We start from the raw sequence: 23,256 nt of genomic DNA on the forward strand, positions 1-23,256 counted from the left end.
TGACATGTGCGCGACGTGCCGTCACTTCACTTCCGCGACGATTCATCGGAACCGGTCCAGATACGCCGGCCAGTCCCAGGTCGACAAAAAATCCTGCGCGGCCGCGTAGCCCCTGTCGCAGAGCTCTTCCAGGCGAGCCCTGGAAATACCGAAGTCGAGAACGCTCACGTCGGTGGACGCGATTCCGATGGTGCGACATTTGACCCACGGCAGGCTCAGCTGTGCCTGGTCATGGCCGACCAGCATGGTGGTGAAGAGGCTTTGCAGCAGCGCGGACTGCTTGAGGAAACGCAGCGGGCGCAACGCGGGGAACACCTGTTCCACGCCCTCGGCGAGCTTGGGCATCACCGTGATCCCGAATGTCGGCCAGCGCGGCGGTTTGCCGTCGGTGCGGTCCAGCGAGTCGACCGGGAAGTTCGACAGCACCCCGCCGTCGACCAGGTTGGAGGTGAGCCCCATGGTGTCGGTCAGCCTGACCGGGGGGTAGAAGAACGGGATCGCCATCGAGGCGCGGACGGCGTCGGCGACGGGCTGCTCGTCGGGATCGAGCCCGTAAAGCCGCTGATAGTCCCAGGGCAGTCGCACCAGCTGCGCCGCGGTGACATCGGCGACCGTGACCGCCACCTTGTAGCGCCGTTCGGGAGGAAGGTCGGCGTCGTGGAGCGCGAGATCACCGAACGTGACAACCCCCAGGTTCTTCAGCTCGCTGCGGATCCACTCGTGGGCGAAATCGCCGCGGTACATGGCCGTGTCTCGCACCAGCCCCCACGCGGACCCGACGAAGGGCACCGGGCCCGCGTCCCGCCAACTGCGCAGCGGCACCGACAGCGCGAGTTCCCTGACCTGACCACTGGTCAGTTGATCCCCGTTGGACGCGGCCGCCGAGATCACCGCGACCACCGATCCGGCCGAAACACCCGACACCCGATAGGCCGAGTACCCGGCATCCATGAGCGCGGCGACCGCACCGACCAGGCCGATGAACTTCACGCCCCCGCCGGAGAGAACGAGGTCTACCGGCTTCGCCTCGGCCGCCATTTCAGGTACCCGACGAAATCCACTGGTATGGAAGGAATTTGCCGTCCAGGGTCACCACCACGCGGTCGCCGGACGCGTGTGATTTCTTCTGCAGGTCGACGCTGAAGTTGATCGCGCTCATGATGCCGTCGCCGAACTGTTCGTGGATCAGCTCCTTGATGGCGCCGCCGTAAACCTGCAAAGCCTCGTAGAAGCGGTAGATCGTTGGGTCGGTCGGCACGGCGGTCGGCAGGCCGCCGCGCATGGGTGGTGCCGCCAGCACGGGCACCACCGATTCGTCCAAGTTCAGTTTCTCGGCGAGAATCCTTGCCAGTTCAGCGGGAATGGGGTGTTGGCCGAGCAGCGCCGCGGTGGTCCATACCGGCGGCCGGTCGATGGCATCGGCCAGCTGCTGCCACGTCAGGCCGAGCCTCAGGCGGGCCAGGACGATCTGCTCGGTGATCTCGTGTCTGTTCATGGCCCCAAGCATGCACGCCGGCGGCGACGGCCGCCGTGCGGATCCGGCGGTCCTCACCCCGGTTTCGTCGCGGTGACCAGGCGGGTGGAAAACCACGGGCCGCCGTAGTACATGCGCCATCCGAGGTTGCGGCGCCGCACGTTTCGCCAACCCAGTTCCCGTAGGTGCGCGGCATGCCGGCGCGTCTCCCACAGGTCCGCGATGGCCAGCCGCCCACCCGGGCGCAGCACCCGGACCGCTTCGTCGAGAGCCTTGCGCCGGCCGGCGTGTGTCGCGATGTTGTGGATGGCCAGGTTGCTGACGATTACGTCGACGCTGTCGTCGGCCAGGGGCAGGGCGGTCATGTCGGCGGTGTGCACCTCGACGCGATCGGCGACGTGCTCCAGCGCCGCGTTCGCCAAGGTGGCGTCCGGGGAGTTGTCAGTCTGGTCGGCGTGCCACAGATCGACCCCGATCGCCCGGCCCCCTGGCAACCGCTTGGCCGCGGCGAGCAGCACCGCGCCCCGCCCGCAGCCGAGGTCGAGCACCGTTTCGTCACCCCGCAGCCCGAGGTCGCCCAGCACCCGGTCCCACACGACGAACTTGCCCACCCGCGTCGCGTATGTGTAAAGCGCTGCGCCAGAAGCGATCCCGACGGCCGAGATCGCTGCCAGCGCCGCCCTCACCCGCTTGCCGCGCGCCCAGTTGATAGCGGCCCACCCGGCCAGGGCCGCGGTCTGCGCGGCGATGCCCATCGCCTGCCAGCGCGCCGAGACGGTGTGAAACGAGCCGTCGATTCCGTAGTCGCCCCGGTGGTCATCCACGATGAAGAGCTTAAGACCGCTTCCTCACCAACGACCGTGGTGGACGACCTCGTCGAACGGCCGCCGGTTCGGTGTGCGGATCGGGGTGAGCGGGCGATCGGCGGGATAGCCGACGCCGAGCAGGAAGGCCACCAGCCGGTCCTCGGGGACACCGAGGATAGCCCGCGCCTTCTCCTGGTCCCCCACCGACGAATGCCCGGTCCCGATTCCCAGGTCCGTGGCCGCGATCATCATCGCCATCGTGGCCTGCCCGACGTCGTAATTGTCGGTCACCACCCGGCGCTCGTCGGGCGGCACGGGCACCACGATGGCAATCGCCGCCGCCGCGGCGGCGATGTGCCCCGCGCCCTGCCAGACGGTCGACAGTTCCTGCAGTTGCGCCCGGTCCGTGACGATCACGAAGTCCCACGGCTGGCGGTTCTTCGCCGACGGTGCGCGCCACCCGGCCTCGGCGATGCGGTTGAGGTCGTCTTCGGAAATCGCGTCCGGTTTGTACTGCCGGACGTTGCGCCGGGCGCGGATCGCGTCCCAAGCCTCCATTTGTTCCTCCTCGTTTTCCAGCCGACTCCCGGTAAACGGGGGTAGCCTCATCGGAATTCCCCGCATACGCGCGCCGAAGTTTGATTCCGGCAATTGCGGGAAGCCAGGGGTGAACCAGCTGAGCAGCCCACTCGTGTACAGCTGAATGGCCCCGGATTCAGAAAGGCGCGTAGCTGGTATGACGGAAAACCTGACGCCGCACTTCGAGGACGTCCAGGCGCACTACGACCTGTCCGACGACTTCTTCCGGCTGTTCCTCGACCCCACCATGACCTACAGCTGCGCCTACTTCGATCGCATGCGAGATATCCCGCTCGAAGAGGCGCAGCTCCGCAAGATGGACCTGGCACTCGGCAAGCTCGGCCTGCGGCCCGGCATGACGCTGTTGGACGTGGGCTGCGGCTGGGGCGGCACCATGCGCCGCGCGATCGAGAAATACGACGTCGACGTCGTCGGCTTGACGCTGTCCGAGCACCAGGCCGCCCATGTGCAGAAGATGTTCGACGCCATGAACACCACCCACAGCAGGCGGGTGCTGCTGCAGGGCTGGGAACAGTTCGACGAGCCCGTCGACCGGATCGTCTCCATCGGCGCCTTCGAGCACTTCGGGTACGACCGGTACGACGATTTCTTCCAGACGGCCTTCCGGGTGCTGCCCGACGACGGGGTGATGCTGCTGCACACGATCACCATGTTCACCCCGGAGCAGATCCTCGAACGCGGCCTGCCGATGACCGAGGAGCAGACCAGCTTCAACAACTTCATCGCCACCGAGATCTTCCCGGGCGGCCAGTTGCCGCCGATCGAGATGGTGGAGTTCCACGCCTCGAAGATGGGCTTCAACCTGGTCCGCAGGCAGTCGCTGCAGCTGCACTACGCGCGGACGCTCGATCTGTGGGCCGCGGCGCTCGAGGCACACCACAGCGAGGCTGTCGCGATCCAGTCCGAAGAGGTGTATCAGCGATACATGAGGTATCTGACCGGTTGCGCCAAGGCTTTCCGGGACGGCTACATCGATATCAATCAGTTCACCCTGGCCAAGTAGGCGCGGGTCACGACTCGACAAGGCGCCGAAGGTTTTTCAGGCTCTCGTCCAGGGAACGACCGACCCAGAACGCCGCCACCCGATCGGCGATCAGGCCGAGCAACCCGCCCTCCGAGCTGTAGGCGAGCCGAAATGTCACCCGGGTTCGGTCCGGCCCGGCGTCGCGCAACCGGAACCGGCCCCGCTGTGTGACGCCGGTGATGTTGATCCAGGCCAGATCCCGCGCCGCATCGAACTCCACCACTTCGGCGATGCCGCCCACGGGGATCGAGCCGATCTTCCACAGCACGGTGTAGCGGGCGCCCACCCGCGCCGGGCCATCGGTCAGGGTCTCCCAGCGCTCCAGGTGCGGCAGGAACGACGGGTAGCGATCCGGGTCGCTGAGCACCTTCCACACGGTGTCGCGGTCCGCATTGACGACGATCCGCCGTTCGACGCGCATCAGCCGATCACCGGCAATCGGCGTTCGGCGGCGAGCCGGTCGACACCGGCCTGCAGGCTGGCGATCACCGCGTCGTACACCGCCTGGTCGTCGTCGTGCACCGTGATCGGCTCCTGCACCTCGATGACGATCTTGGCGGGCAACGGGATGTGCCCGAGCAGGTCGCTGACGTTGAGGCCCCACGGCAGCGCCAGCGAGATCGGCACACTCTTGAGCCGGACCACCTTGTCGAGCAGCAACAGTTTGGCCAGCCACTGCGCGCGGCCGAGGAAGAATGCCGTCTCCTGGCCGCCGACGCTGGCCACCGGAACGATCGGCACGCCGGTTTCCCGGGCGAGCCGCGCGAAGCCTTTGCGGCCACCGAAGTCGACGACGTGTCGCTGCCAGGACGGGCGGAATACCTCGTAGTCGCCGCCCGGGTACACCAGCACGGCGGCGCCGGATTCCAAAGCGAGACGGGCGTTTTCGGGGCTGGCCGCCACGGTCCCGAATTTGCGCAACCAGCGCAGCGGGGGGTAGAGGGTGACCAGGTTGTGCGCGAGCTGATAGAACGGGCGCTCCACGCCGAAGTACGAGCAGAACGCCAGGGTGAAGACGAAGGTGTCGGGCGGGACGTTGCCGCCGCTGTGGTTGCCGACCAGCAGCACCGGGCCGTGCGCCGGGATGCGGTCGAGCCTGCGAACGTCGGCCCGGAAATACAGCGACGCCACCAGCCAGGTGCCGGGCAGCTGGTCTCGGATGAAGTCCGGGTCGCGCTGATCCAGGTCCGCCTTGGGAACGCGGTCCCCGATCTGCCTACCCACCCACCCGATGGCATCCGCGACGCCGGCCATGGTTTCAGCCTGGCACAGCGGAGCCGGCCGGTGCAGGGCCTTTCGTCGCTATCGCGGCGGGCGATGGGTCACCACCGCCGGTGATCGCGGCCGTAGGCGACCTCGATGGCCGTCCCGCCTCGCGGTGTCGGTGCTGGGGTCTATCGTTGCACCGCAATGGCGCTTCATCTCCACCGTGCCGAACGCACCGATCTCCTTGCCGACGGTCTCGGCGCCCTGCTGGCAAATCCGCAGACCGACCCGTTCGCCGAAGAACTGGTGCTGGTGCCCGCACGCGGCGTGGAGCGCTGGCTCAGCCAGCGGCTCTCGCATGTGCTCGGTCGTGCCCGGGGCGGTGACGGCGTGTGCGCCGGAGTGGTATTCCGTAGCCCCGGCTCCCTGATCGCCGAACTCACCGGCACGGGGGACGAGGATCCGTGGTCACCGGACGCGATGGCCTGGCCGCTGCTGCAGGTGATCGACCGCTCGTTGGATCAGCCGTGGTGCCGCACCCTGGCAACGCATTTGGGCCACTTCGCGCCGACGGAGGCGGAGGCCGAGCTGCGCCGCGGCCGCCGCTATTCGGTGGCGCGCCGGCTCGCCGGCCTGTTCGCCTCCTACGCCAGGCAACGTCCGAGCCTGCTGGCCGATTGGCTGGCGGGCGATCCGAGTGGCATCGACCCCGACCTGGCCTGGCAACCGGAGCTCTGGCGGGCACTGGTGGCCGCCGTGCCCGCCGATCCCCCGCACATCCGCCACCAGAAGACCCTCGCCGGGTTGCGCGAAGGCCGGGCCGACCTGCCGGCGCGGCTGTCCCTGTTCGGCCATACCCGGTTGGCGTGCACCGACGTGGAGCTGCTGGACGCGTTGTCCGCCCACCACGAGTTGCACCTGTGGCTGCCGCATCCCAGCGACCAATCGTGGCGCGCGCTGGCCGGCGCCCGGGGTGCCATCCCCCGCCGCGCGGACACCGGCCATCGCACCGTGGGCCATCCGCTGCTGGCCACGCTCGGGCGGGACCTGCGTGAACTTCAGCGCGGCCTGCCCGCCGATCCGCAGACCGACGAGCATCTCCCCGCGCCGGAACGTCCCGACACGCTGCTCGGCTGGCTGCAGTCCGACATCGCCGCGAATGCCGTTCGGCCGCGAGGGCGTAACCTCGCGGACGATGACCGCTCCGTGCAGGTACACAACTGCCACGGCCCGGCACGCCAGGTCGACGTGCTGCGCGAGGTGTTGCTCGGCCTGCTGCAGGACGACCCGACGCTGGAGCCGCGCGACATCCTGGTGATGTGCCCGGACATCGAGACGTACGCGCCGCTGATCGTCGCCGATTTCGGGCTGGGCGACGTGGTGCACGGCGCGCATCCCGCGCATCGGTTGCGGGTGCGGCTCGCGGATCGCTCTCCGCTGCAGACCAATCCGCTGCTCGGCGTGGCCTCGCGGTTGCTGGCGCTGGCCGGCAGCCGGGTGACGGCCAGCGAGGTGCTCGACTTCGCCGAGGTGGCACCCGTGCGCGCCCGCTTCGATTTCACCGACGATGACCTGGAGGCCATCACCCGCTGGGTCCGGCAGGCCAACATCCGGTGGGGGTTCGACCAGGAGCATCGGCGCCCGTACCACGTCGACTTCGTGCACAACACTTGGCGTTTCGGCATCGACCGGGTGCTGGCCGGCGTCGCGATGTCCGACGACTCGCACGCCTGGCTGGACGCGACATTGCCCCTCGACGATGTCAGCAGCAACCGCGTCCAATTGGCCGGCCAGTTCGCCGAATTCGTGGAACGGCTGCAACATACGGTCGACTCGCTCACCGGCGCGCGGCCGTTGCGCGACTGGTTGGCTGCGCTGGCCGACGGTATCGAGCTGCTGACGCGCATCGACGATTCGGACCTGTGGCAAACCAGTCAGATGCACCGGGAGTTCGCCTCGACGCTGGCCGACGCCGGACCGCACGCCGGCACGATGCTGCGGCTGCCCGACATCCGGGCACTGCTCGAGGGGCGCCTCGCCGGGCGCCCGACACGGGCCAACTTCCGCAGCGGCACGCTGACGGTCTGCACCATGGTCCCGATGCGCTCGGTGCCGCACCGGGTGGTGTGCCTGGTGGGCCTCGACGACGGCGTGTTCCCACGGCTCGGCGTCGTCGACGGCGACGACGCGCTGGCCCGCGACCCGATGACCGGCGAACGTGACATCCGTTCGGAGGACCGGCAATTGCTGCTGGACGCCATCGGCGCGGCCACCGAGAAGCTGGTGATCACCTACACCGGCGCCAACGAGTACTCGGGCCAGCCGCGCCCGCCCGCGGTGCCGCTGGCCGAGCTCCTGGACACCCTGGACATGACCGCGTCGAGCGAGAAGACGGGCAAGGTTCGCGGGCGCATCGTCGTCGAGCATCCGTTGCAGCCCTTCGACGTTCGCAACGTGATCCCGGGAAAGCTGGTGCCGAAGGTTCCCTTCAGCTTCGACCCGACCGTGCTGCGGGCGGCGCGGGCCGCCGCGGGCGATCGCGGCGAAGCGCCCAAGTTCATTTCGGGACCGCTGCCGGCACCGCCGGCCGAGGACGTCATCCTCGCCGACCTCGTGAGCTTCTTCAAGGACCCGGTCAAGGGCTTCTTCCGCGCCCTGGAGTTCACGCTGCCGCGGGATGTCGATGGCGTGCAGGACGCCATGCCCGTCGACCTCGACGGCCTCGAGGAGTGGACGGTCGGCGACCGGATGCTGAGCGACATCCTGCGCGGGTGGACACCGGACGACGCCCGGCAGGCCGAATGGCGGCGGGGGACCCTGCCACCGGGACAACTGGGCTGGCGCAGGGCAACCGAGATTCGCGATCAGGCCGCCCTGCTGGCGGCCGCCGCGCAGCAGCACCGGCGGGCCGACGCCCGCGCGTACGACGTCGACATCGATCTCGGCTCCGGACGGCGGCTCACGGGCACGGTGGCGCCGGTGTACGCGGAGCGGCTGGTGTCGGTGACCTACTCCAAGCTGGACGGCAAGCATCTGCTCGAGTCGTGGATTCCCTTGCTGGCGTTGATCGCTCACGACCCCGACCGCGACTGGTCGGCGGTGTGCATCGGCCGCCTCAAGAGGGGCACCACCCCGCGTGTGGAGGGTCTCGGGCGGCCACACGAGGACGCCCTGGCGGTGCTGCGTGAGCTGGTGACGATCTACGACGCCGGGCGCCGGGAGCCGATTCCGTTGCCCATCAAGACATCCTATGCATGGGCGGCCGCCCGGCACTGCGGCGACGATCCGCTGCGCGAGGCGCAATACCGGTGGAAATCCAGCGAGCGGTATCCCGCGGAGGACTCCGCACCCGCACACGTGCGCGCGTGGGGCAAGAACGCGCGGCTGACCGAACTGATGGGGCCGCCGCGCCCGGGTGAGGAGCACGACGGCGAAGACACCCGGCTGGGCGCGTACGCCGCCCGGGTTTGGCTGCCGATGCTGCGTGCCGAAAGGAAGCCTTGAGATGAGGCCGGTGATCGAGCGGTTCGACCTGCTCGGGCCGCTGCCCGCCGATCGGTCCACCACCGTGTTGCAGGCCAGCGCGGGCACCGGCAAGACGTTCGCGCTGGCGGGCCTGGTCACCCGCTACGTCGCCGAGGGCGTGGCGACGCTGGACCAGATGTTGCTCATCACGTTCGGCCGGGCCGCCAGCCAGGAGCTGCGGGAGCGCGTGCGCGGCCAAATGGTCGAGGCGGTGGCCGCTTTCGACGACGGTGCCGGCGCCAATGAGTTGGTGGCTCATCTTCTGGAGGGCACCGACGAGCAGCGCGCGGCGCGCACGCAGCGCCTCCGCGACGCGCTGGCGCGCTTCGACGCGGCGACGATCGCCACCACGCACCAGTTCTGCCAGCTGGTGTTGAAGTCGCTGGGCGTAGCCGGCGACACCGCCGCGAACGTGACGCTACTGGAGAGCCTCGACGAGCTGATCGTGGAAATCGTCGACGACCTCTACCTCGCGCACTTCGGACAGGAGCGCGACGATCCGGCGCTGGGTTACCGCGAGGCGCTCCGGCTGGCGCGCGAGGTCGTCAGGAATCCCTCGACGCAGTTGCGGCCGCGCGACCCCGAGCCCGGCTCGCGGGCGGCCGTGTGCGTAGCCTTCGCGAAAGACGTTCTCGCGGAACTCGACACGCGCAAGCGGCGGCTGGGGGTCCTCGACTACGACGACCTGCTGAGCCGGCTCGCCGATGCGCTGGCCACCGACGACTCCCCCGCGCGGGTCCGCATGCATCACCGCTGGCCGATCGTCATGGTCGACGAGTTCCAGGACACCGACCCGGTGCAGTGGCAGGTGATCGACCGCGCGTTCAGCGGGCGCTCGACGGTGATCCTCATCGGCGATCCCAAGCAGGCCATCTACGCGTTTCGCGGCGGCGACATCGCGACGTATCTGCGGGCGGCCGAGACGGCGGGTGAGAAGAAGACGCTGGCCGTCAATTGGCGCAGCGACTCGGCCCTCATCGATCGGCTGCAGGTGGTGCTGCGCGGCGCCCAACTCGGCGACCCCGCGATCGTGGTGGACGACGTCGACGCCTACCACCGGGGTCACCGGCTCGCCGGAGCCCCGCGCAATGACCCGTTCCGGTTGCGGGTGGTGCAACGAGAAACGTTGGGCCGTCGCGGGGTTCAAAACCTGCCCATCGACGAGTTGCGGGCGCACATCGGCGCCGACCTGGCGGCCGACGTCCGCGCATTGCTGGCGAGCGGCGCCAAGTTCGACAGCGAGCCGCTGCAGGCCCGCGACATCGCCGTGATCGTGGAGAAACACAAGGACGCCGCCGCCTGCTTCAAGGCGCTCTGCGACGCGGGCGTTCCGGCGGTATACACGGGCGACTCCGACGTGTTCTCCTCGGACGCCGCCGAGGACTGGCTCTGCCTCCTGGAGGCGTTCGACCAACCGCACCGGCCCGGCATGGTGCGCGCCGCGGCGGCGACGATGTTCTTCGGCGAGACCGCGGAATCGTTGGCGGCCGGCGGTGACGCCCTGACCGACCGGGTCGCGGAAACGTTGCGGGAGTGGGCCGGTCACGCGCGCGAACGCGGCGTTGCGGCCATCTTCGAGGCCGCGCAGCTGTCGGGCGTCGGCGATCGCGTGCTGTCCGCCCACGGCGGCGAACGCCACATGACCGACCTGGCACACATCGCGCAGTTGCTGCAGGAGGTCGCGCACCGGGAGCGCTCCAGCCTGCCCGCGCTCCGCGACTGGCTGCGCAGGCGACGCGACGAACGTGGCGGCGCGCCCGAACGCAACCGGCGCCTGGACAGTGACGCGGCAGCCGTTCAGGTCATGACGGTCTTCGTGAGCAAGGGCCTGCAATACCCGATCGTGTATCTGCCGTTCGCGTTCAACCGCAATACCCAGGACCGCGATGTGGTGCTCTTCCATGACGAGGGCGTGCGCTGCCTGCACATCGGCGGGAAGGACAGTCCGGACTTCCACACCGTCGAGAGGCTGGGCCGCCAGGAGGACGCCAGCGACGACAGCCGGCTGACCTATGTCGCGCTGACCCGCGCCCAGGCGCAGGTCGTGGCGTGGTGGTCGCCGGCATTCGACGAGCCCAACGGCGGACTGTCGCGGCTCCTGCGCGGCCGCCGACCGGGAGAGGCCTTCGTACCCGACCGATGCGAACCGGCCAAGATCTCCGACGACGACGCGATGGCCCGATTGCGCGAATGGGAGGCGGCGGGCGGTCCGGTGATCGAGCGGTCGGTGGTGGGCGCGGCGCCGTCCGTGCCGCCCGAGCCGGTGCCGTCCGGCCTGGACAGCCGCCACTTTCACCGCGGCATCGACACGGGGTGGCGACGCACCTCGTACTCCGGCCTGATCCGGGTGGCGGAGACCTTCGGGTCGATCGGGGTGAGCAGCGAGCCGGAGGTCACCGAACTGGACGACGAAGCCGGTGATATTCCGTTGGCCCAGACCGTATCCGGGCCGGAAGTGCCGTCGCCGATGGCGGACCTGCCGATGGGCGCGAAGTTCGGCACGCTGGTGCACGCCGTGCTGGAGACGACCGACCCGTTGGCCACCGACCTGGCCGCCGAGTTGGAGTCGCACATCCGCGGCCACTCGGTGTGGTGGCCGGTCGACGTGCCCCCGGATGTGCTGGCGGCGGCCATGGTACCCATGCACGACACGCCGTTGGGTCCGCTGGCCGGTGATCTGACCCTGCGCCGGATCGGGCTCCGGGATCGGTTGCGCGAGTTGGACTTCGAATTCCCGCTGGTAGGCGGCGATCTACGCTCGACCTCGCCCGAGATCCGTCTGGCGGACATGGGCGCGCTACTGCGCGCGCACCTTCCGGCCGACGACGCGCTGGCGTCCTATGCCGATCGGTTGATCAGCCGCCCCCTTGGTGATCAGCCGTTGCGCGGCTATCTCACCGGCTCCGTCGACGCCGTGCTGCGCGTGCCCGACGGCGCGGCGCACCGCTATCTGGTGGTCGACTACAAAACCAACTGGCTCGGCGATCCCGACCGGCCGCTGACGTCCGCCGATTACGAGCGGCCACGGCTGGTCGAGGCGATGCTGCACTCGGACTACCCGCTGCAGGCGCTGCTGTACAGCGTTGTGCTGCACCGGTTCCTGCGGTGGCGGCTGCCCGACTACGACCCGGCCCGGCATCTGGGCGGGGTCCTCTACCTCTTCGTGCGCGGGATGTGCGGCGCGGCCACACCCGTGGCCGACGGTCACCCCGCGGGGGTGTTCAGCTGGCGGCCGCCGTCGTCGTTGGTAGCCGAATTGTCGGACCTGCTCGACGGGAGGGCGGTCGCTTGACGCTGGAGACGATCGCCGCCGAGGGCATGCTGCGCACGTACACCGAGGCCGGCGTCTTCGAGGCCGCCGATGTCCATGTGGCGCGGCGGCTTACGACGCTCGCAGGCGAGCCCGACGAGCGGGTGGCCCTGGCGGTCGCGCTGCTGGTGCGCGCGCTGCGGGGCGGGTCGGTGTGCGTGGACCTGCGGGCGGTTGCCGCGCAAGTCGGCGATGCGGACCTGCCCTGGCCCGATGCCGACGAGTGGATGGCCGCCGTGCGGTGCAGTCCGCTGCTCGGCTCTCCGCCGGTGCTGCGACTGTTCGGGGAACTGGTGTACCTGGACCGGTACTGGCTCGAGGAGGAGCAGGTGTGCGCCGACCTGCTCGCGCTCTCCGTTCCCCGGGCGAAAGGCGATGCGTCCGCCCTCGAGCGGCTCTTTCCACCCGGATATGACGAGCAACGCGCGGCCGCCGAAATCGCGGTCTCGCAAGCGGTTACCGTGCTGACGGGCGGGCCGGGCACCGGCAAGACCACCACGGTGGCGCGGCTGCTTGCCGTGCTGGCCGGGCAGGCCGAGCTTGGTGGCCGCCCGCGGCCCCGGATCGCGCTGGCCGCGCCGACCGGCAAGGCGGCGGCGCGGCTCGCCGAGGCGGTGGCCGCCGAGGTGCAGCGGCTGGACGCCGCGGACCGGGCGCGCCTGATGGGCCTGCCGGCGACGACGCTGCATCGGCTGCTGGGCTCGCGGCCGGATACGTCGGTGCGATTCAAGCACAATCGCGGCAACCGGCTGCCGCACGACGTCATCGTCGTGGACGAGACGTCGATGGTGTCGCTGACGATGATGGCCCGCCTGCTGGAGGCGGTACGGCCCGATACGCGGCTGATCCTGGTGGGCGATCCCGACCAGCTCGCCTCGGTGGAAGCCGGCGCGGTGCTGGCCGATCTGGTGGACGGGCTCGCCACCCGCGACGACGTGCGGGTCGCGGCCCTGCGCACGCCGCATCGCTTCGGCGAGTCGATCGGTGCGCTGGCCGAAGCGATCCGGGTCGGCGATGCCGACCGCGTGCTGGAGTTGCTGCGGGCCGGCGGCGACCACGTCGAGTGGGTCGACTCCGACGGGCCGACCGACCGGCTGCGCGCGGTCCTGGTTCCGCACGCGCTGAGGGTGCGGGAGGCCGCGGTGCTCGGCGCCACCGGGGCGGCGTTGGCGACGCTCGACGAGCACCGGCTGTTGTGCGCGCACCGGCACGGGCCGTACGGGGTGTCGCACTGGAACCGGCAGGTGGAGCGCTGGCTCGCCGACGAGACGGGTCAGCCCATATCGTCGCCGTGGTATGCCGGTCGGCCAGTCCTGGTGACCGCCAACGACTATGGGCTCAAGGTCTATAACGGGGATGCCGGGGTGGTCGTTGTCGGCAGCGACGGGCTTCGGGCCGTCATCGCCGGCGCCGGCGGGGCGCTGAGCTTCGCGACCAGCCGGCTCACCGACATCGAGACCATGCATGCGATGACGATCCACAAGAGCCAGGGCAGCCAGGCCGACGAGGTGACGGTGCTGATGCCGCCGGAGGATTCGCGGCTGCTGACCCGCGAATTGTTCTACACGGCCGTGACGCGGGCGAAGACCAAGGTCCGGGTGGCAGGTTCCGAGGATTCCGTGCGCGCGGCCATCGAGCGCCGCGCCGTGCGCGCGACCGGACTGGCACAGCGGCTGCGCGCCTCAAGTCAGGGCGATGTCACCTAGGGCGCGCCGCCGGATTGCGCCTTGGCCGCCATCTGCTTGAGCATGCCGTCGTGAATGATGTCGATCCGCGACCGGGCTTCCGCGCACACGTACGGGTCCCGGATCACGGTGAGCTGGTTGTCCTGCTTGGACTCTCCGCCGGTGGACCAGTTGGTCGAACCGGTGATGACGTCGACGCCGTCGATGATCACCATCTTCAGGTGCATGATCGCCGACTTCTCGCTGTGACCGATCGCGATGCTGTTGCCGGTCTTGTCGTTGAGCCACGGGGCAAGCAGAGCACGCTCGGACTTGCCCGCGGCTTGAGTGGAGTCGAGACTCATTTGCACATAGATCTTTTCGTCGTTCAGCGACGACTGCAGCACCGAATTCAGTTCGGTGTCATCGTAGCCGTACATCGCGACCACGATGCTCTTGTCGGCCGACGTCAACAAATCCTTGAGCGCCTCATGCACACGGTCGACCGGGCTGTAGAACGTTCGCGTGTTGTCGGGATAGCCGGGCGGAAACGGCGCGGCTTTGTACTGGTCGAGAGTGGTCAGCGAACTGAGCGCCATGGCGTTTCTCCTTTACAACGCGGGGGAGGTCCAGTCGGCCGGGTCGGCGCTGAGCCGTTGCGCTTCGTCGGTCAGATTCGGTAGGTAGCCCGGGTTGTCGCGACGGCGCACAAGGACGCTCGGGTGCACCAGCGCGTCGGGGCCCATCGGCCTCCGCCGGCGACCGAGGAGGTACCACAATTTGCCGTTGTCGTGGATCGGCGCGTCCGCGAAGTCTTCGGTCACCGCGCACTGCTGCCGGTAGGCCGCCGCGTCGATCGCCAGTTCGCCGACGATCCCGTCGGTGACCCACTTCAACGCGATCGTGGCAAGCCGGTGATCGGGCATGAACGTGCCGCCGACATCGGCGTGCACGCCGGCGAACCAGCGTTCCTGAAGTCCCTGCGGATGGCGCTCGACGAGGTACTCCCGGTAGGGGCGGCGACGTTCGTCGATCGAGACAGCGTGGCGAATGCGCGCCACGTTGGGCAGCGAGCGAGTGTAGGGCCAGCGCAGGTTACCCAACCTCAGGAAACCGGCCGCCTTGACGGTGTCCCACAGGCCGAGATACGCCACCGGCACCGCGTGATGCCACACCTGATTCGGGCTGTTCTGCCGAACAGTGGAAAACAACGGCTCGCCCTCGGTGCGCCAGCAGAATGCGCGGGCGAACTCGGCCCAGTGGGCATACTCGTCCTGAGTGAAATACCGATTGATGGCGTACTTTTCGACCGCATAGGGCAGCAGGTTCTCCGAGCCGGGCCGCATCAAACCCGGCCGCAGCAGCATGCCGGCCAACGCACGCGCGGTGTAGGCGCCGCGGCTGAATCCGAAGATGTAGAGCGCGTCGCCCGGGCGCCAATGCTGCATCACGTAGCGGTAGGCCTGTGCGACATTGCCTTTCAGCCCCAGGCCGAATGCCTGCTCGAACAGTAAGTCCTTGGCGCGCGACAGCGAAGAATGCGCCGATGCCGGCGCCAGGGTGCCGACGCCGGGGTCGTAGTAGGCGAGCTGGCCGGCCGGATCGTCCTTCTCCAGCATCTCGAAGAGCTTGGCGACGTTGGTGAGATTCCCGGCTCCGATTTGGTTGGCGGTGCCGTCGAGGCAGACGACGATCCGCTTGCCCCGCGGTGGTTCAGGGTGCTCGGGCATCGAGGAAGGCCTCTCACAGGTATTCAACTCCCTGATGCGTAGCACTCTACGGCGGCGGCGCACGGGCCGTGACGCCTTTCGCGGGCCGGTGCGGAAGAATCGCGGTCAGCATGGACGACAGCGACGATTCCCAACCCGCCTCCCGCCGCACTCACATCGTGCGGCTCGCCGTGTTCGTCGTGTTCCTCCTCGTGCTGTTCTACCTGGTGGCCGTCGCGCGGATCATCAACATCGAGGAGGTGCGGCGCGTGGTGTCGGCGACGGGTCCGGCGGCGCCGGTGACCTACGTCGCCGTATCGGCCGTCCTGGGCGCGTTGTTCGTGCCCGGCTCGATTCTGGCCGCGGCCAGCGGGCTGTTGTTCGGTCCTGTACTGGGTGTCTTCGTGACGCTCGGCGCGACCGTGGGTACCGCCGTGGTCGCCAGCCTCATCGGCCGCCGGGCGGGCCGGGACAGCGCGCGTTCGCTGTTGGGGCCGAAACGGACCGACCGCATGGACGCCTTGATCGAACGTCGCGGTCTGTGGGCGGTGGTCGGTCAGCGCTTCGTCCCGGGCATCTCCGACGCGCTCGCGTCCTATGCGTTCGGGGCATTCGGAGTTCCGTTGTGGCAGATGGCTATTGGCGCGTTTGTCGGGTCGGTCCCGCGAGCGTTCGCCTACACCGCGCTGGGCGCCTCGATCGGGAACCGGTCGTCGCCGCTGGCGTACGCCGCGATCGCGGTCTGGTGCGTCACCGCCGTCGTCGGCGCGTTCGCCGCACACCGCGGCTACCGGCATTGGCGCGCCGGCCGTCGCGAGGACTCCGAAGCGGACGGCCGCTAGTTTCCCGCTCGCTCGGCGGACACGAACAGGTTTCCCGGCACGGCGTCCTCTACCTCCTTGGGCGCCGCGCGGTCATAGCCGGCCATCAGCTTGTCGGACGGGGTGACGGTCACGCTCCAGCCATGGCGGCGGAACCACTCACCGACGTCCTCGCGCTCCTCGAAATACCACAGCTCGTCGGTCCTCGGCACCTCTCGAGCCGGGTCCACCCGCGCCATCAAGGCGCGGACCCGGTCCATCCGCGCACGGCGCTTCGCGCGGAACTCCGGATCGAGGAACTTCGGACCCAGCGCCTCCACGGCCACCCGGCTGCCGGGGGCGGCCAGCCCATGAACGCGGTCGAACAGCAGCTCCTGTGCGGCCGCAGGCAGGTACGGCATCAGCCCCTCGGCCGACCACACGCTGGGCGCCGAGGGGTCGAACCCGGCCTGCCGCAACGCCGCCGGCCAATCGTGGCGCAGGTCGACCGGGACGGCGATCCGGTGGCACGCGGGCTGCGCCCCGTGTTCGGCCAGCGTCGACAATTTGAAGTCCAGCACCCGGGGCTGGTCCAACTCGTAGACGCATCCGCCGTCCGGCCATTGCAGCCGCCATGCCCGCGCGTCCAGGCCCGCCGCCAGGATCACCGCCTGCCGGATGCCGGCGCGCGTGGCGGCCAGGAAGAACTCGTCGAAAAACGCGGTACGCGAGGCCATGTAGCCGACCATCGCCTGCATCTGCAGCGGCAACTCGGGTTCGGCCTCGACGAGTTCGTCCGGCAGCTGCGGCGCCGAATGCCAGTTCCACACCCCGTCGCCGGCGGCGTCGAGGAAAACCTGCGCAAAGGGATCGCGGATCAACGGATTCTCGCTGCGCGTCTCGGCCGCGCGGGCGGAGGCCACCCCCAACGCCGTCGCCCCCACGCTCTCGGTGATCTCCCAGGTGTCGTTGTCCGTTCTGGCCACGCTCACGCCCTCCAATTTCGCTAGCTCACCTACGTACACGACCCTACGCGCGCCAGGTTGGCGGGAGCTGTCGCGCAACCGGGTATCGGCGTTAAGTTGTCGGCGAGCCGGCGAGCGGGATCGATCAGCGGCGCCGAACGGATCCGAAGGATCGGCACAACATGCGAGTCGACGGGCGCGAGGTCAGCGTTTCCGGCAGCTTGCTGCAGCCGTTGACCCGGCGCACCAACGACATCCTGCGGCTGGCCGCGAGCGCGACCTTCCTCGCCGTGGTGATCACCAGTTCGCTGATCACCCGGCCGCAGTGGGACGCGCTGGAAAAGTCGATCTCGCAGATCGTCGGGGTGCTCTCCCCGCGACAGGCCGACCTGGTGTACCTCGCGTACGGCCTGGCGATCCTGGCCCTGCCCTTCATGATCTTGATCGGCCTTATCGTCGGGCGGCAATGGAAACTGCTCGGGGCGTATGCGGCGGCCGCGCTGCTGGCGGCGCTGCCGCTGTCGGCGGGCGGCAACGGGTTTTCGGCGCCGCGCTGGCACTTCGACCTCTCCGAACGCCTGCAGACCGTGTTGGGGCAGTTCCTCGACGACCCGCGCTGGATCGGGATGCTGGCGGCGGTGCTGACCGTCTCGGGGCCGTGGCTGCCCGCGCGCTGGCGGCGTTGGTGGTGGGCGCTGCTGCTGGCCTTCGTGCCGATCCACCTCGTCGTCAGCGCCATCGTGCCGGCCCGCGCCCTGTTGGGCCTGGCCGTCGGCTGGCTCGTCGGCTCGCTGGTGGTGCTCGTGGTCGGCACCCCAGCGCTTGAGGTGCCCCTGGAGGCGGCGGTGCGCGCGATGGCCAGGCGCGGGTTCGTGGTTTCGCGGCTCAGCGTGGTCCGGCCGGCCGGCCGCGGCCCGCTCGTCCTTTCGGCCGGATGCGACGAGCCCGACCGCGCAGCGGTCGTCGAGCTCTACGGCCCGCATCAGCGCAGCGGCGGCACGCTGCGCCAGCTGTGGATCAAGCTGCGCCTGCGCGACACCGAGACCGCACCCCTGGTGACCTCCATGCGCCGCGCCGTCGAGCATCGCGCCCTGATGACGATCGCCGTCGGGCAGGTGAACCTGGCCAACACCGCGACGATCGCCGTCGCCACCCTCGATCGGGGCTGGATCCTGTACTCGCACAAGCCGCCCGATGGCCTTCCGCTCGGTCGATGCGCACAGTCCACGCCGGTTCAGCAGGTGTGGCAAGCCCTGCGGATCCTCAACGACCAGCAGATCGCGCATGGCGACCTGCGAGGCAACGAAATCACCGTCGACGACGGCACCGTGCTCTTCGGCGGCTTTCACAGCGCCGAATACGGCGCCACCGAAGCTCAACTCCAATCCGATATCGCTCAGCTGCTGGTGACGACCTCGGCCCTGTATGACCCCAAAGCGGCGGTGGCCGCCGCGATCGAGGCGTTCGATCGGGACACCATCCTGCGCGCGTCGCGTCGATTGACGAAAGTCGCTGTGCCGCGGCCCATTCGCAGGTCAATCTCGGATGCGGGCGCCGTCATATCGGCCGCCCGCGCGGAGGTGAAGCGGCAGACCGGGGCCGACCAGATCAAACCCGAAACCATCACCCGATTCACCCGCGGCCAGATCATTCAGCTGGTGCTCTTCGGCGCCCTGGTCTATGTGGCGTACCCCTTCATCAGCACCGCGCCCACGTTCTTCTCCCAGCTGAGGACCGCGAACTGGTGGTGGGCGCTGCTGGGCCTGGGGGTCTCGGCGCTGACCTACGTCGGGGCGGCCGCCGCGCTGTGGGCGTCCGCCGACGAGACGGTGAACTTCTGGAGGCTGTCAATCGCGCAGGTGGCCAACACTTTTGCCGCCACCACCACCCCGGCGGGAGTGGGCGGCCTCGCGCTGAGCACACGGTACCTGCAAAAGGGCGGCGGGCTGTCCGCCATGCGGGCCACCACGGCGGTGGCCCTGCAGCAATCCGTGCAGGTGATCATGCACCTCGTGTTGCTGATCCTGTTCAGCACCGTCGCCGGCGCGTCGATGAACCTGTCGCACTTCGTCCCCACCGCCACGGTCCTCTACCTGATCGCGGGCCTGGCGCTCGGGATTGTCGGCACCTTTCTGTTCGTCCCCACCCTGCGACGCTGGCTGGCCACCGACGTGCGCCCCAAACTCAAAGAGGTGACAACCGACCTCGTCGAGGTCGCCCGGGAACCGAAGCGACTGGCGCTGATCGTAGCCGGCTGCGCGGGAACGACTCTGGGTGCTGCGCTGGCCCTGTGGACCAGCGTCGAAGCATTCGGCGGCGGCGCTTCGTTCGTCACCTGCACCGTGGTCACCATGGTCGGCGGAACGCTGGCGTCCGCCGCGCCGACGCCCGGCGGGGTCGGGGCCGTCGAAGCCGCGCTGATCGGTGGCCTGGCCGCCTTCGGGGTGCCGGCGGCCATCGGTGTGCCGTCCGTTCTGCTGTATCGGGTGCTCACCTGTTGGCTGCCCGTGTTCGCCGGCTGGCCGGTGATGCGGTGGTTGACCAAGAACGAGATGATCTAAAGCGCGCCCCGGATCACTCGGTTCCAGGCTGCACGACCACGAGAATGGTTGAGGTGCGCGCGCTTTGGCCGACCGTGGAGGTCAAGTACACCAGGTAGTACTCCGGGGTCACCGACCGTTCGACCTTGATGGGTACGTCGATGCTCGCCGATCCGTCCGGGGAGAACTGTCCCGTCGCTGGCGTCACGCTGATACCGACGTCCGAGGCGGTGCCGGTGACGGTGTAGCCGCCGGCATCAGCGATCATGCGTTGGGCGTCGATTTTCACGGTGCCCGTCGTGCCCGGCTCGATCGTGACGATGGGGCTTGGGACGTTGACGGTTACCGCCGAACTGCCCGCACCGAAGGACGGCGGCGCGGACGATTCGCTTGTGCCCCAAGTCCTGTCCGGATAGGCGACGAGCGAGAAGCTCAGGTCCCCGCCGGTGCGGATGAATGACTCGGGCAACCAGGTGTGATCGGTGGGCCGGCCGCCGACACGCAGGCCGCTGATGTATTTGAGGTGACGCGGCCCGGAAGCGCCCGGCGCGGAGATCCGAATGGCTCTGCCGCCGGGGAGCGCGAGCACGGCACGGTCGAAGATCGGTGCGGCCACGGTGAGGATCGACGTTCCCGGCGTGCTCGGGTAGAGGCCCAGGGCCGCCCAGACGTACCAGCTGGCCAGCGCGCCCAGATCGTCGTTGCCCGGCTCCCCGTCGGCCGTCGGTCCGAACAGCCCACGCACCCGGTCGACCGTGCGCTGCGCCTTCCACGGTTGACCGACGTAGTTGTACAGCCACGGCACCCCGAAGCCGGGTTCGTTGCCGGCCCACAGGTAGGGCTCGTTGGGGCCGACGTTCAGCTTCTTGGTGAAGCCGTCGAGCCGCCCGGCCACCGCCTCGCGGCCGCCGAGCGCGGTCACCAGGCCGGCCACGTTGTGCGGCACCCACCAGACGTACTGCGTGGCGTTGCCCTCGTCGAACCCGATCTGGCCGAAATCCTTCGGGGACACCACGAACGCCGGGCCGGCGCGGAAGAAGGTGGTCCAGTTGCGGGGTGAGATGTACCCGGTGGTCGGGTTGAACAGGTTCTGCCAGTATTGCGACCGGCCTTGGAATTCGGCGGCGGTCGCCGCGTCTGGAAGCGAATCGGCGAACCGCGAGATGGTGAAGTCGTCGACCGACCACTCGAGCGTGATCGACGCGGCGGCGACCCAGCCATCGGTGCGGAACTCGAAGGAGAACGGCGCGTAACCGAATTGCAGATACGTGTCGATCCCCGGCCTTTCGACGTAACCGTTAAGCCCGACACCGCCTTTCGTCGCCGCGTTCACCATGTAGCGCAGCGCGGTCTTGGTGTCGAAGTCCTCGGCACCGAAGGCGTGCAAGTTCGCGATGAGCGGTACCACGCTGTCCCCGCTCATCTCCGCGGTCGCGGCGTTGGCCAGCGCCCACCGTGGCAGCGCTCCGCTCTGTTCGGCGTCGTTCACCAGCGATTGGGCCATGTCGCTTGCCCGGTCCGGAAACAGCAGCGCCTGCAAGGCCGCCAAACATCGGTAGGTGTCCCAGTCGGAGAAGTTGGCGTACTGCGTGTGGCCCGCGGCCACGGTGTGCACGGCGCCGTCGAATCCGATGTAGCGTCCGTCCGCGTCGTTGAAGGTGTTGGGGTGCAGCAACGATCGATAGAGCGCGGTGTAAAACGTCTCGAGGTCGTCGGCGTTACGGCCGGCGACCGAGATCCGCGACAGCGTGGCGTTCCACATCCTCCACGCAGCGCCGCGCACGTCGTCGAAGCTCGCCCCATCCTCGGCCGCCAGGTTGGCCCGCGCTCCGTCGATACCGACGTAGGAGATCGCGGTCCGCACCTCGAGCACGGCTCCCGCCGGGAATTCCACGTAGCCGCCGCTGTACGGCGAATTCGCGCTGCGGGTACCGGGATACACCGCATTGCCATCCCACGCTCCGTACGAAACGAATGGCTGGCTGAACTTCATCGCGAAATAGACCGTGTACGTGTTGTTCTTGCCGCAGAATCCGCCGCTGGTCGCCCAGCCGGTGATCGTGGTGTTGTCCTCACCGATCTGGATGGTCGCGCGGGAGTTGCCCGCCAGCGACGCCCCGGAGCGCACGTGCAGCAGGGCGGGGCGGCCGTTGCGCGGGTAGCTGAATCGGCCGACACCCGTGTGCGTGGTGGCGGTGAGTTCCGCCTTCACCCGGGTGCCCGGGAACCGCACCGTGTAGTAGCCCGGCACTCCCCTTTCGGTGTCGTCGTGCGCGATCCGTTCCCAGGCCTTCCATGGTTGCGAGCCAATTGCATTGGTGGTCGGCAACATCGAGATGTCACCGAATGCGGCGCAACCCACCGAGGCGTGCGTCATGCTGAACCCGCTTGCGCGCGGGTTGTCGTAGTTGTAGCCGGCGTAGTTGCCGACGGTGTCGGGCGAGTACTGCACCATCCCGAACGGCACGGCGGCGCCCGGGAAGTTGTTGATCTCCCCCACCGTCTGGCCGCCCGTCCCGGTGCCGATCAATGTGGCGACGTGGTCGGCCGGGTTGGCGACGAATGCGGGCTCACCGTCATAAGCAATGGGCGGCGGCGCCGCGGCGATGAACGCCATGAAGACGACCGACGCCGCCAGCAGCGCGACGAGGGCCCTTCGTGACCGCATACCTGTCTCTTACTGGACAACGCGGTTCTGGGTGAGTGTTTTCCAGACGAATTGGATAACGATTTACGGGCCGGTCGCGCTAGCGCCAAAAAGAGCAAAAGATACCGGCGAAGTTGCAGGCCATTTCGGCTACTGTCATTTCGGCGTGGCCGGCGCTGGTACCGGCCCCATTTTCGGGAGATTGGATTATGAAACATTTGACGCTAGCAACCATTTCCGTAGCGCTGAGTTTGGCGCTCGTCGGTTGCGGCAACGACCACAAATCCGGCAGTCAATCGTCGACTTCGACGTCCACATCCACCTCAACGTCCACGACGTCGGCTGCAACCAGCTCCGCCCCGGCCGCGAAAGCGAAATACACCATCGCCGACTACGTCAAGGACAACCACATCACCGAGACGCCCGTTCACCACGGCGATCCCGGCCCGAACGTCGACCTGCCGGTGCCCGCCGGCTGGCAGCTCAACCAGAACGCCGGCACGTCGTACGGCGGCATCGTCTTCACCCAGCCCACCAACCCCGCCGATCCGCCCACCATCTCCGCGTTGTACTCCAGGCTCTCCGGCGACGTCGACCCGGCGAAGCTCATCCAGTACGCCCCGGGCGAGGTGCAGAACCTGCCCGGTTACCAGGGCAGCGGCGACGGGACCGCGTCCACGCTCGGCGGTTTCCAGGCGTGGCAGCTCAAAGGCACGTACCAGAAGGACGGCAGCGCCCGCGTCATCGCCCAGAAGACGGTGGTGATCCCCAGCCAGGGCGCGGTCTACGTGCTCCAGCTCAACGCCGAGGGCCCACAGGCCGATGAAGGCCCGTTGATGGACGCCGCCAACGTCATCGACGACCAGACCACCATCACCCCCTGAGCGAGGGAAGTGGTGGCGCCGCGGGGGCCCCGGAGGCGGGGCCGCCCCCCCCCGGAAGGCCCCCGCACCCCCAGGGGGGTAAGGGGGGGGCGCGCCGGAGGC

17 protein-coding genes are annotated in these 23,256 nt (G+C 68.9%); 7 read left to right on the top strand and 10 right to left on the bottom strand.

Annotated elements, in window-relative coordinates; genetic code table 11:
- Positions 1 to 42 precede the first annotated feature (42 nt).
- Genes A5773_RS08825 through A5773_RS08840 form a run of 4 tightly spaced genes read right to left on the bottom strand, consistent with a single transcriptional unit; the run spans position 43 to position 2,838 of the window.
- Positions 43 to 1,038 (bottom strand): patatin-like phospholipase family protein, encoded by a 996-nt coding sequence (locus A5773_RS08825; RefSeq protein WP_067790531.1) that lies wholly within the window; start codon positions 1,036 to 1,038, stop codon positions 43 to 45.
- Between the two features lies 1 nt (position 1,039).
- Positions 1,040 to 1,507 carry a cyanase gene (gene cynS, locus A5773_RS08830; protein ID WP_067790534.1) on the bottom strand — a complete coding sequence of 156 codons (468 nt, stop codon included), beginning with the start codon at positions 1,505 to 1,507 and terminating at the stop codon, positions 1,040 to 1,042.
- Positions 1,508 to 1,548: 41 nt separating this feature from the next.
- Positions 1,549 to 2,298, bottom strand: a complete 750-nt coding sequence (locus A5773_RS08835; protein ID WP_066952031.1) for a class I SAM-dependent methyltransferase — start codon at positions 2,296 to 2,298, stop codon at positions 1,549 to 1,551.
- 24 nt (positions 2,299 to 2,322) lie between these two features.
- Positions 2,323 to 2,838: a nitroreductase family protein gene (locus tag A5773_RS08840; protein WP_067790537.1), complete on the bottom strand. Its 516-nt coding sequence runs from the start codon at positions 2,836 to 2,838 to the stop codon at positions 2,323 to 2,325.
- Positions 2,839 to 3,016: 178 nt separating this feature from the next.
- On the opposite strand from A5773_RS08840, the gene A5773_RS08845 reads away from it, so the two are divergent.
- Entirely contained in the window at positions 3,017 to 3,883 is an 867-nt protein-coding gene (locus tag A5773_RS08845) for a cyclopropane mycolic acid synthase family methyltransferase (RefSeq protein ID WP_066952033.1), read from the top strand.
- Between the two features lie 7 nt (positions 3,884 to 3,890).
- Here the strand turns inward: A5773_RS08845 and A5773_RS08850 are convergent, their stop codons facing one another.
- Complete coding sequence (locus A5773_RS08850; protein ID WP_066952035.1) at positions 3,891 to 4,325, bottom strand: SRPBCC family protein; 435 nt, start codon at positions 4,323 to 4,325, stop codon at positions 3,891 to 3,893.
- Entirely contained in the window at positions 4,325 to 5,158 is an 834-nt protein-coding gene (locus tag A5773_RS08855; protein WP_067790540.1) for a lysophospholipid acyltransferase family protein, read from the bottom strand. Before A5773_RS08855 ends, A5773_RS08850 begins: the two co-directional genes overlap by 1 nt.
- Positions 5,159 to 5,314: 156 nt before the next feature.
- Between A5773_RS08855 and recC the strand changes: the two genes are divergently transcribed.
- Genes recC through recD form a run of 3 tightly spaced genes read left to right on the top strand, consistent with a single transcriptional unit; the run spans position 5,315 to position 13,651 of the window.
- Positions 5,315 to 8,614 (top strand): exodeoxyribonuclease V subunit gamma, encoded by a 3,300-nt coding sequence (recC, locus tag A5773_RS08860; RefSeq protein ID WP_067790544.1) that lies wholly within the window; start codon positions 5,315 to 5,317, stop codon positions 8,612 to 8,614.
- A 13-nt stretch (positions 8,615 to 8,627) separates the two neighbouring features.
- On the top strand, positions 8,628 to 11,927 hold the full coding sequence (gene recB, locus A5773_RS08865; RefSeq protein WP_067790559.1) for an exodeoxyribonuclease V subunit beta: 3,300 nt from the start codon (positions 8,628 to 8,630) through the stop codon (positions 11,925 to 11,927).
- A 26-nt stretch (positions 11,928 to 11,953) separates the two neighbouring features.
- Positions 11,954 to 13,651, top strand: a complete 1,698-nt coding sequence (recD, locus tag A5773_RS08870) for an exodeoxyribonuclease V subunit alpha (RefSeq protein WP_066952060.1) — start codon at positions 11,954 to 11,956, stop codon at positions 13,649 to 13,651.
- Here recD and A5773_RS08875 read toward each other — a convergent pair.
- Complete coding sequence (locus A5773_RS08875; RefSeq protein ID WP_066952038.1) at positions 13,648 to 14,208, bottom strand: phospholipase D-like domain-containing protein; 561 nt, start codon at positions 14,206 to 14,208, stop codon at positions 13,648 to 13,650. The two genes, recD and A5773_RS08875, sit on opposite strands and share 4 nt — an antisense overlap.
- Positions 14,209 to 14,220: 12 nt before the next feature.
- Positions 14,221 to 15,339, bottom strand: coding sequence for a DUF2235 domain-containing protein (locus A5773_RS08880; RefSeq protein WP_067790547.1), 1,119 nt, complete (start codon positions 15,337 to 15,339; stop codon positions 14,221 to 14,223).
- 110 nt (positions 15,340 to 15,449) lie between these two features.
- Here A5773_RS08880 and A5773_RS08885 point away from each other — a divergent pair, with 110 nt between their 5' ends.
- Complete coding sequence (locus tag A5773_RS08885; RefSeq protein ID WP_067790550.1) at positions 15,450 to 16,160, top strand: TVP38/TMEM64 family protein; 711 nt, start codon at positions 15,450 to 15,452, stop codon at positions 16,158 to 16,160.
- On the opposite strand, the gene A5773_RS08890 is transcribed toward A5773_RS08885, so the two are convergent.
- Positions 16,157 to 17,104: a class I SAM-dependent methyltransferase gene (locus tag A5773_RS08890; RefSeq protein WP_066952064.1), complete on the bottom strand. Its 948-nt coding sequence runs from the start codon at positions 17,102 to 17,104 to the stop codon at positions 16,157 to 16,159. The genes A5773_RS08885 and A5773_RS08890 overlap by 4 nt on opposite strands.
- 161 nt (positions 17,105 to 17,265) lie before the next feature.
- On the opposite strand from A5773_RS08890, the gene A5773_RS08895 reads away from it, so the two are divergent.
- On the top strand, positions 17,266 to 19,644 hold the full coding sequence (locus A5773_RS08895; RefSeq protein ID WP_066952042.1) for a lysylphosphatidylglycerol synthase transmembrane domain-containing protein: 2,379 nt from the start codon (positions 17,266 to 17,268) through the stop codon (positions 19,642 to 19,644).
- A gap of 13 nt (positions 19,645 to 19,657) precedes the next feature.
- Here A5773_RS08895 and A5773_RS08900 read toward each other — a convergent pair whose 3' ends face one another.
- Positions 19,658 to 22,291: a GH92 family glycosyl hydrolase gene (locus tag A5773_RS08900; protein WP_067790553.1), complete on the bottom strand. Its 2,634-nt coding sequence runs from the start codon at positions 22,289 to 22,291 to the stop codon at positions 19,658 to 19,660.
- A 188-nt stretch (positions 22,292 to 22,479) separates the two neighbouring features.
- Between A5773_RS08900 and A5773_RS08905 the strand changes: the two genes are divergently transcribed.
- Positions 22,480 to 23,154 carry an LpqN/LpqT family lipoprotein gene (locus A5773_RS08905; RefSeq protein ID WP_067790556.1) on the top strand — a complete coding sequence of 225 codons (675 nt, stop codon included), beginning with the start codon at positions 22,480 to 22,482 and terminating at the stop codon, positions 23,152 to 23,154.
- The last annotated feature ends 102 nt before the right edge of the window (positions 23,155 to 23,256 follow it).

The sequence above is a fragment of the Mycobacterium sp. 852014-52450_SCH5900713 genome (genome assembly GCF_001667075.1).
Taxonomy (GTDB): domain Bacteria; phylum Actinomycetota; class Actinomycetes; order Mycobacteriales; family Mycobacteriaceae; genus Mycobacterium.

Coding starts and splice junctions, on each gene's coding strand:
- A5773_RS08825 (WP_067790531.1), bottom strand. CDS start 1,038: ATGGCGGCCGAGGCGAAGCCGGTAGACCTCGTTCTCTCCGGCGGGGGC.
- cynS (WP_067790534.1), bottom strand. CDS start 1,507: ATGCTTGGGGCCATGAACAGACACGAGATCACCGAGCAGATCGTCCTG.
- A5773_RS08840 (WP_067790537.1), bottom strand. CDS start 2,838: ATGGAGGCTTGGGACGCGATCCGCGCCCGGCGCAACGTCCGGCAGTAC.
- A5773_RS08845 (WP_066952033.1), top strand. CDS start 3,017: ATGACGGAAAACCTGACGCCGCACTTCGAGGACGTCCAGGCGCACTAC.
- A5773_RS08850 (WP_066952035.1), bottom strand. CDS start 4,325: ATGCGCGTCGAACGGCGGATCGTCGTCAATGCGGACCGCGACACCGTG.
- A5773_RS08855 (WP_067790540.1), bottom strand. CDS start 5,158: ATGGCCGGCGTCGCGGATGCCATCGGGTGGGTGGGTAGGCAGATCGGG.
- recC (WP_067790544.1), top strand. CDS start 5,315: ATGGCGCTTCATCTCCACCGTGCCGAACGCACCGATCTCCTTGCCGAC.
- recD (WP_066952060.1), top strand. CDS start 11,954: ATGCTGCGCACGTACACCGAGGCCGGCGTCTTCGAGGCCGCCGATGTC.
- A5773_RS08875 (WP_066952038.1), bottom strand. CDS start 14,208: ATGGCGCTCAGTTCGCTGACCACTCTCGACCAGTACAAAGCCGCGCCG.
- A5773_RS08880 (WP_067790547.1), bottom strand. CDS start 15,339: ATGCCCGAGCACCCTGAACCACCGCGGGGCAAGCGGATCGTCGTCTGC.
- A5773_RS08885 (WP_067790550.1), top strand. CDS start 15,450: ATGGACGACAGCGACGATTCCCAACCCGCCTCCCGCCGCACTCACATC.
- A5773_RS08895 (WP_066952042.1), top strand. CDS start 17,266: ATGCGAGTCGACGGGCGCGAGGTCAGCGTTTCCGGCAGCTTGCTGCAG.
- A5773_RS08900 (WP_067790553.1), bottom strand. CDS start 22,291: ATGCGGTCACGAAGGGCCCTCGTCGCGCTGCTGGCGGCGTCGGTCGTC.
- A5773_RS08905 (WP_067790556.1), top strand. CDS start 22,480: ATGAAACATTTGACGCTAGCAACCATTTCCGTAGCGCTGAGTTTGGCG.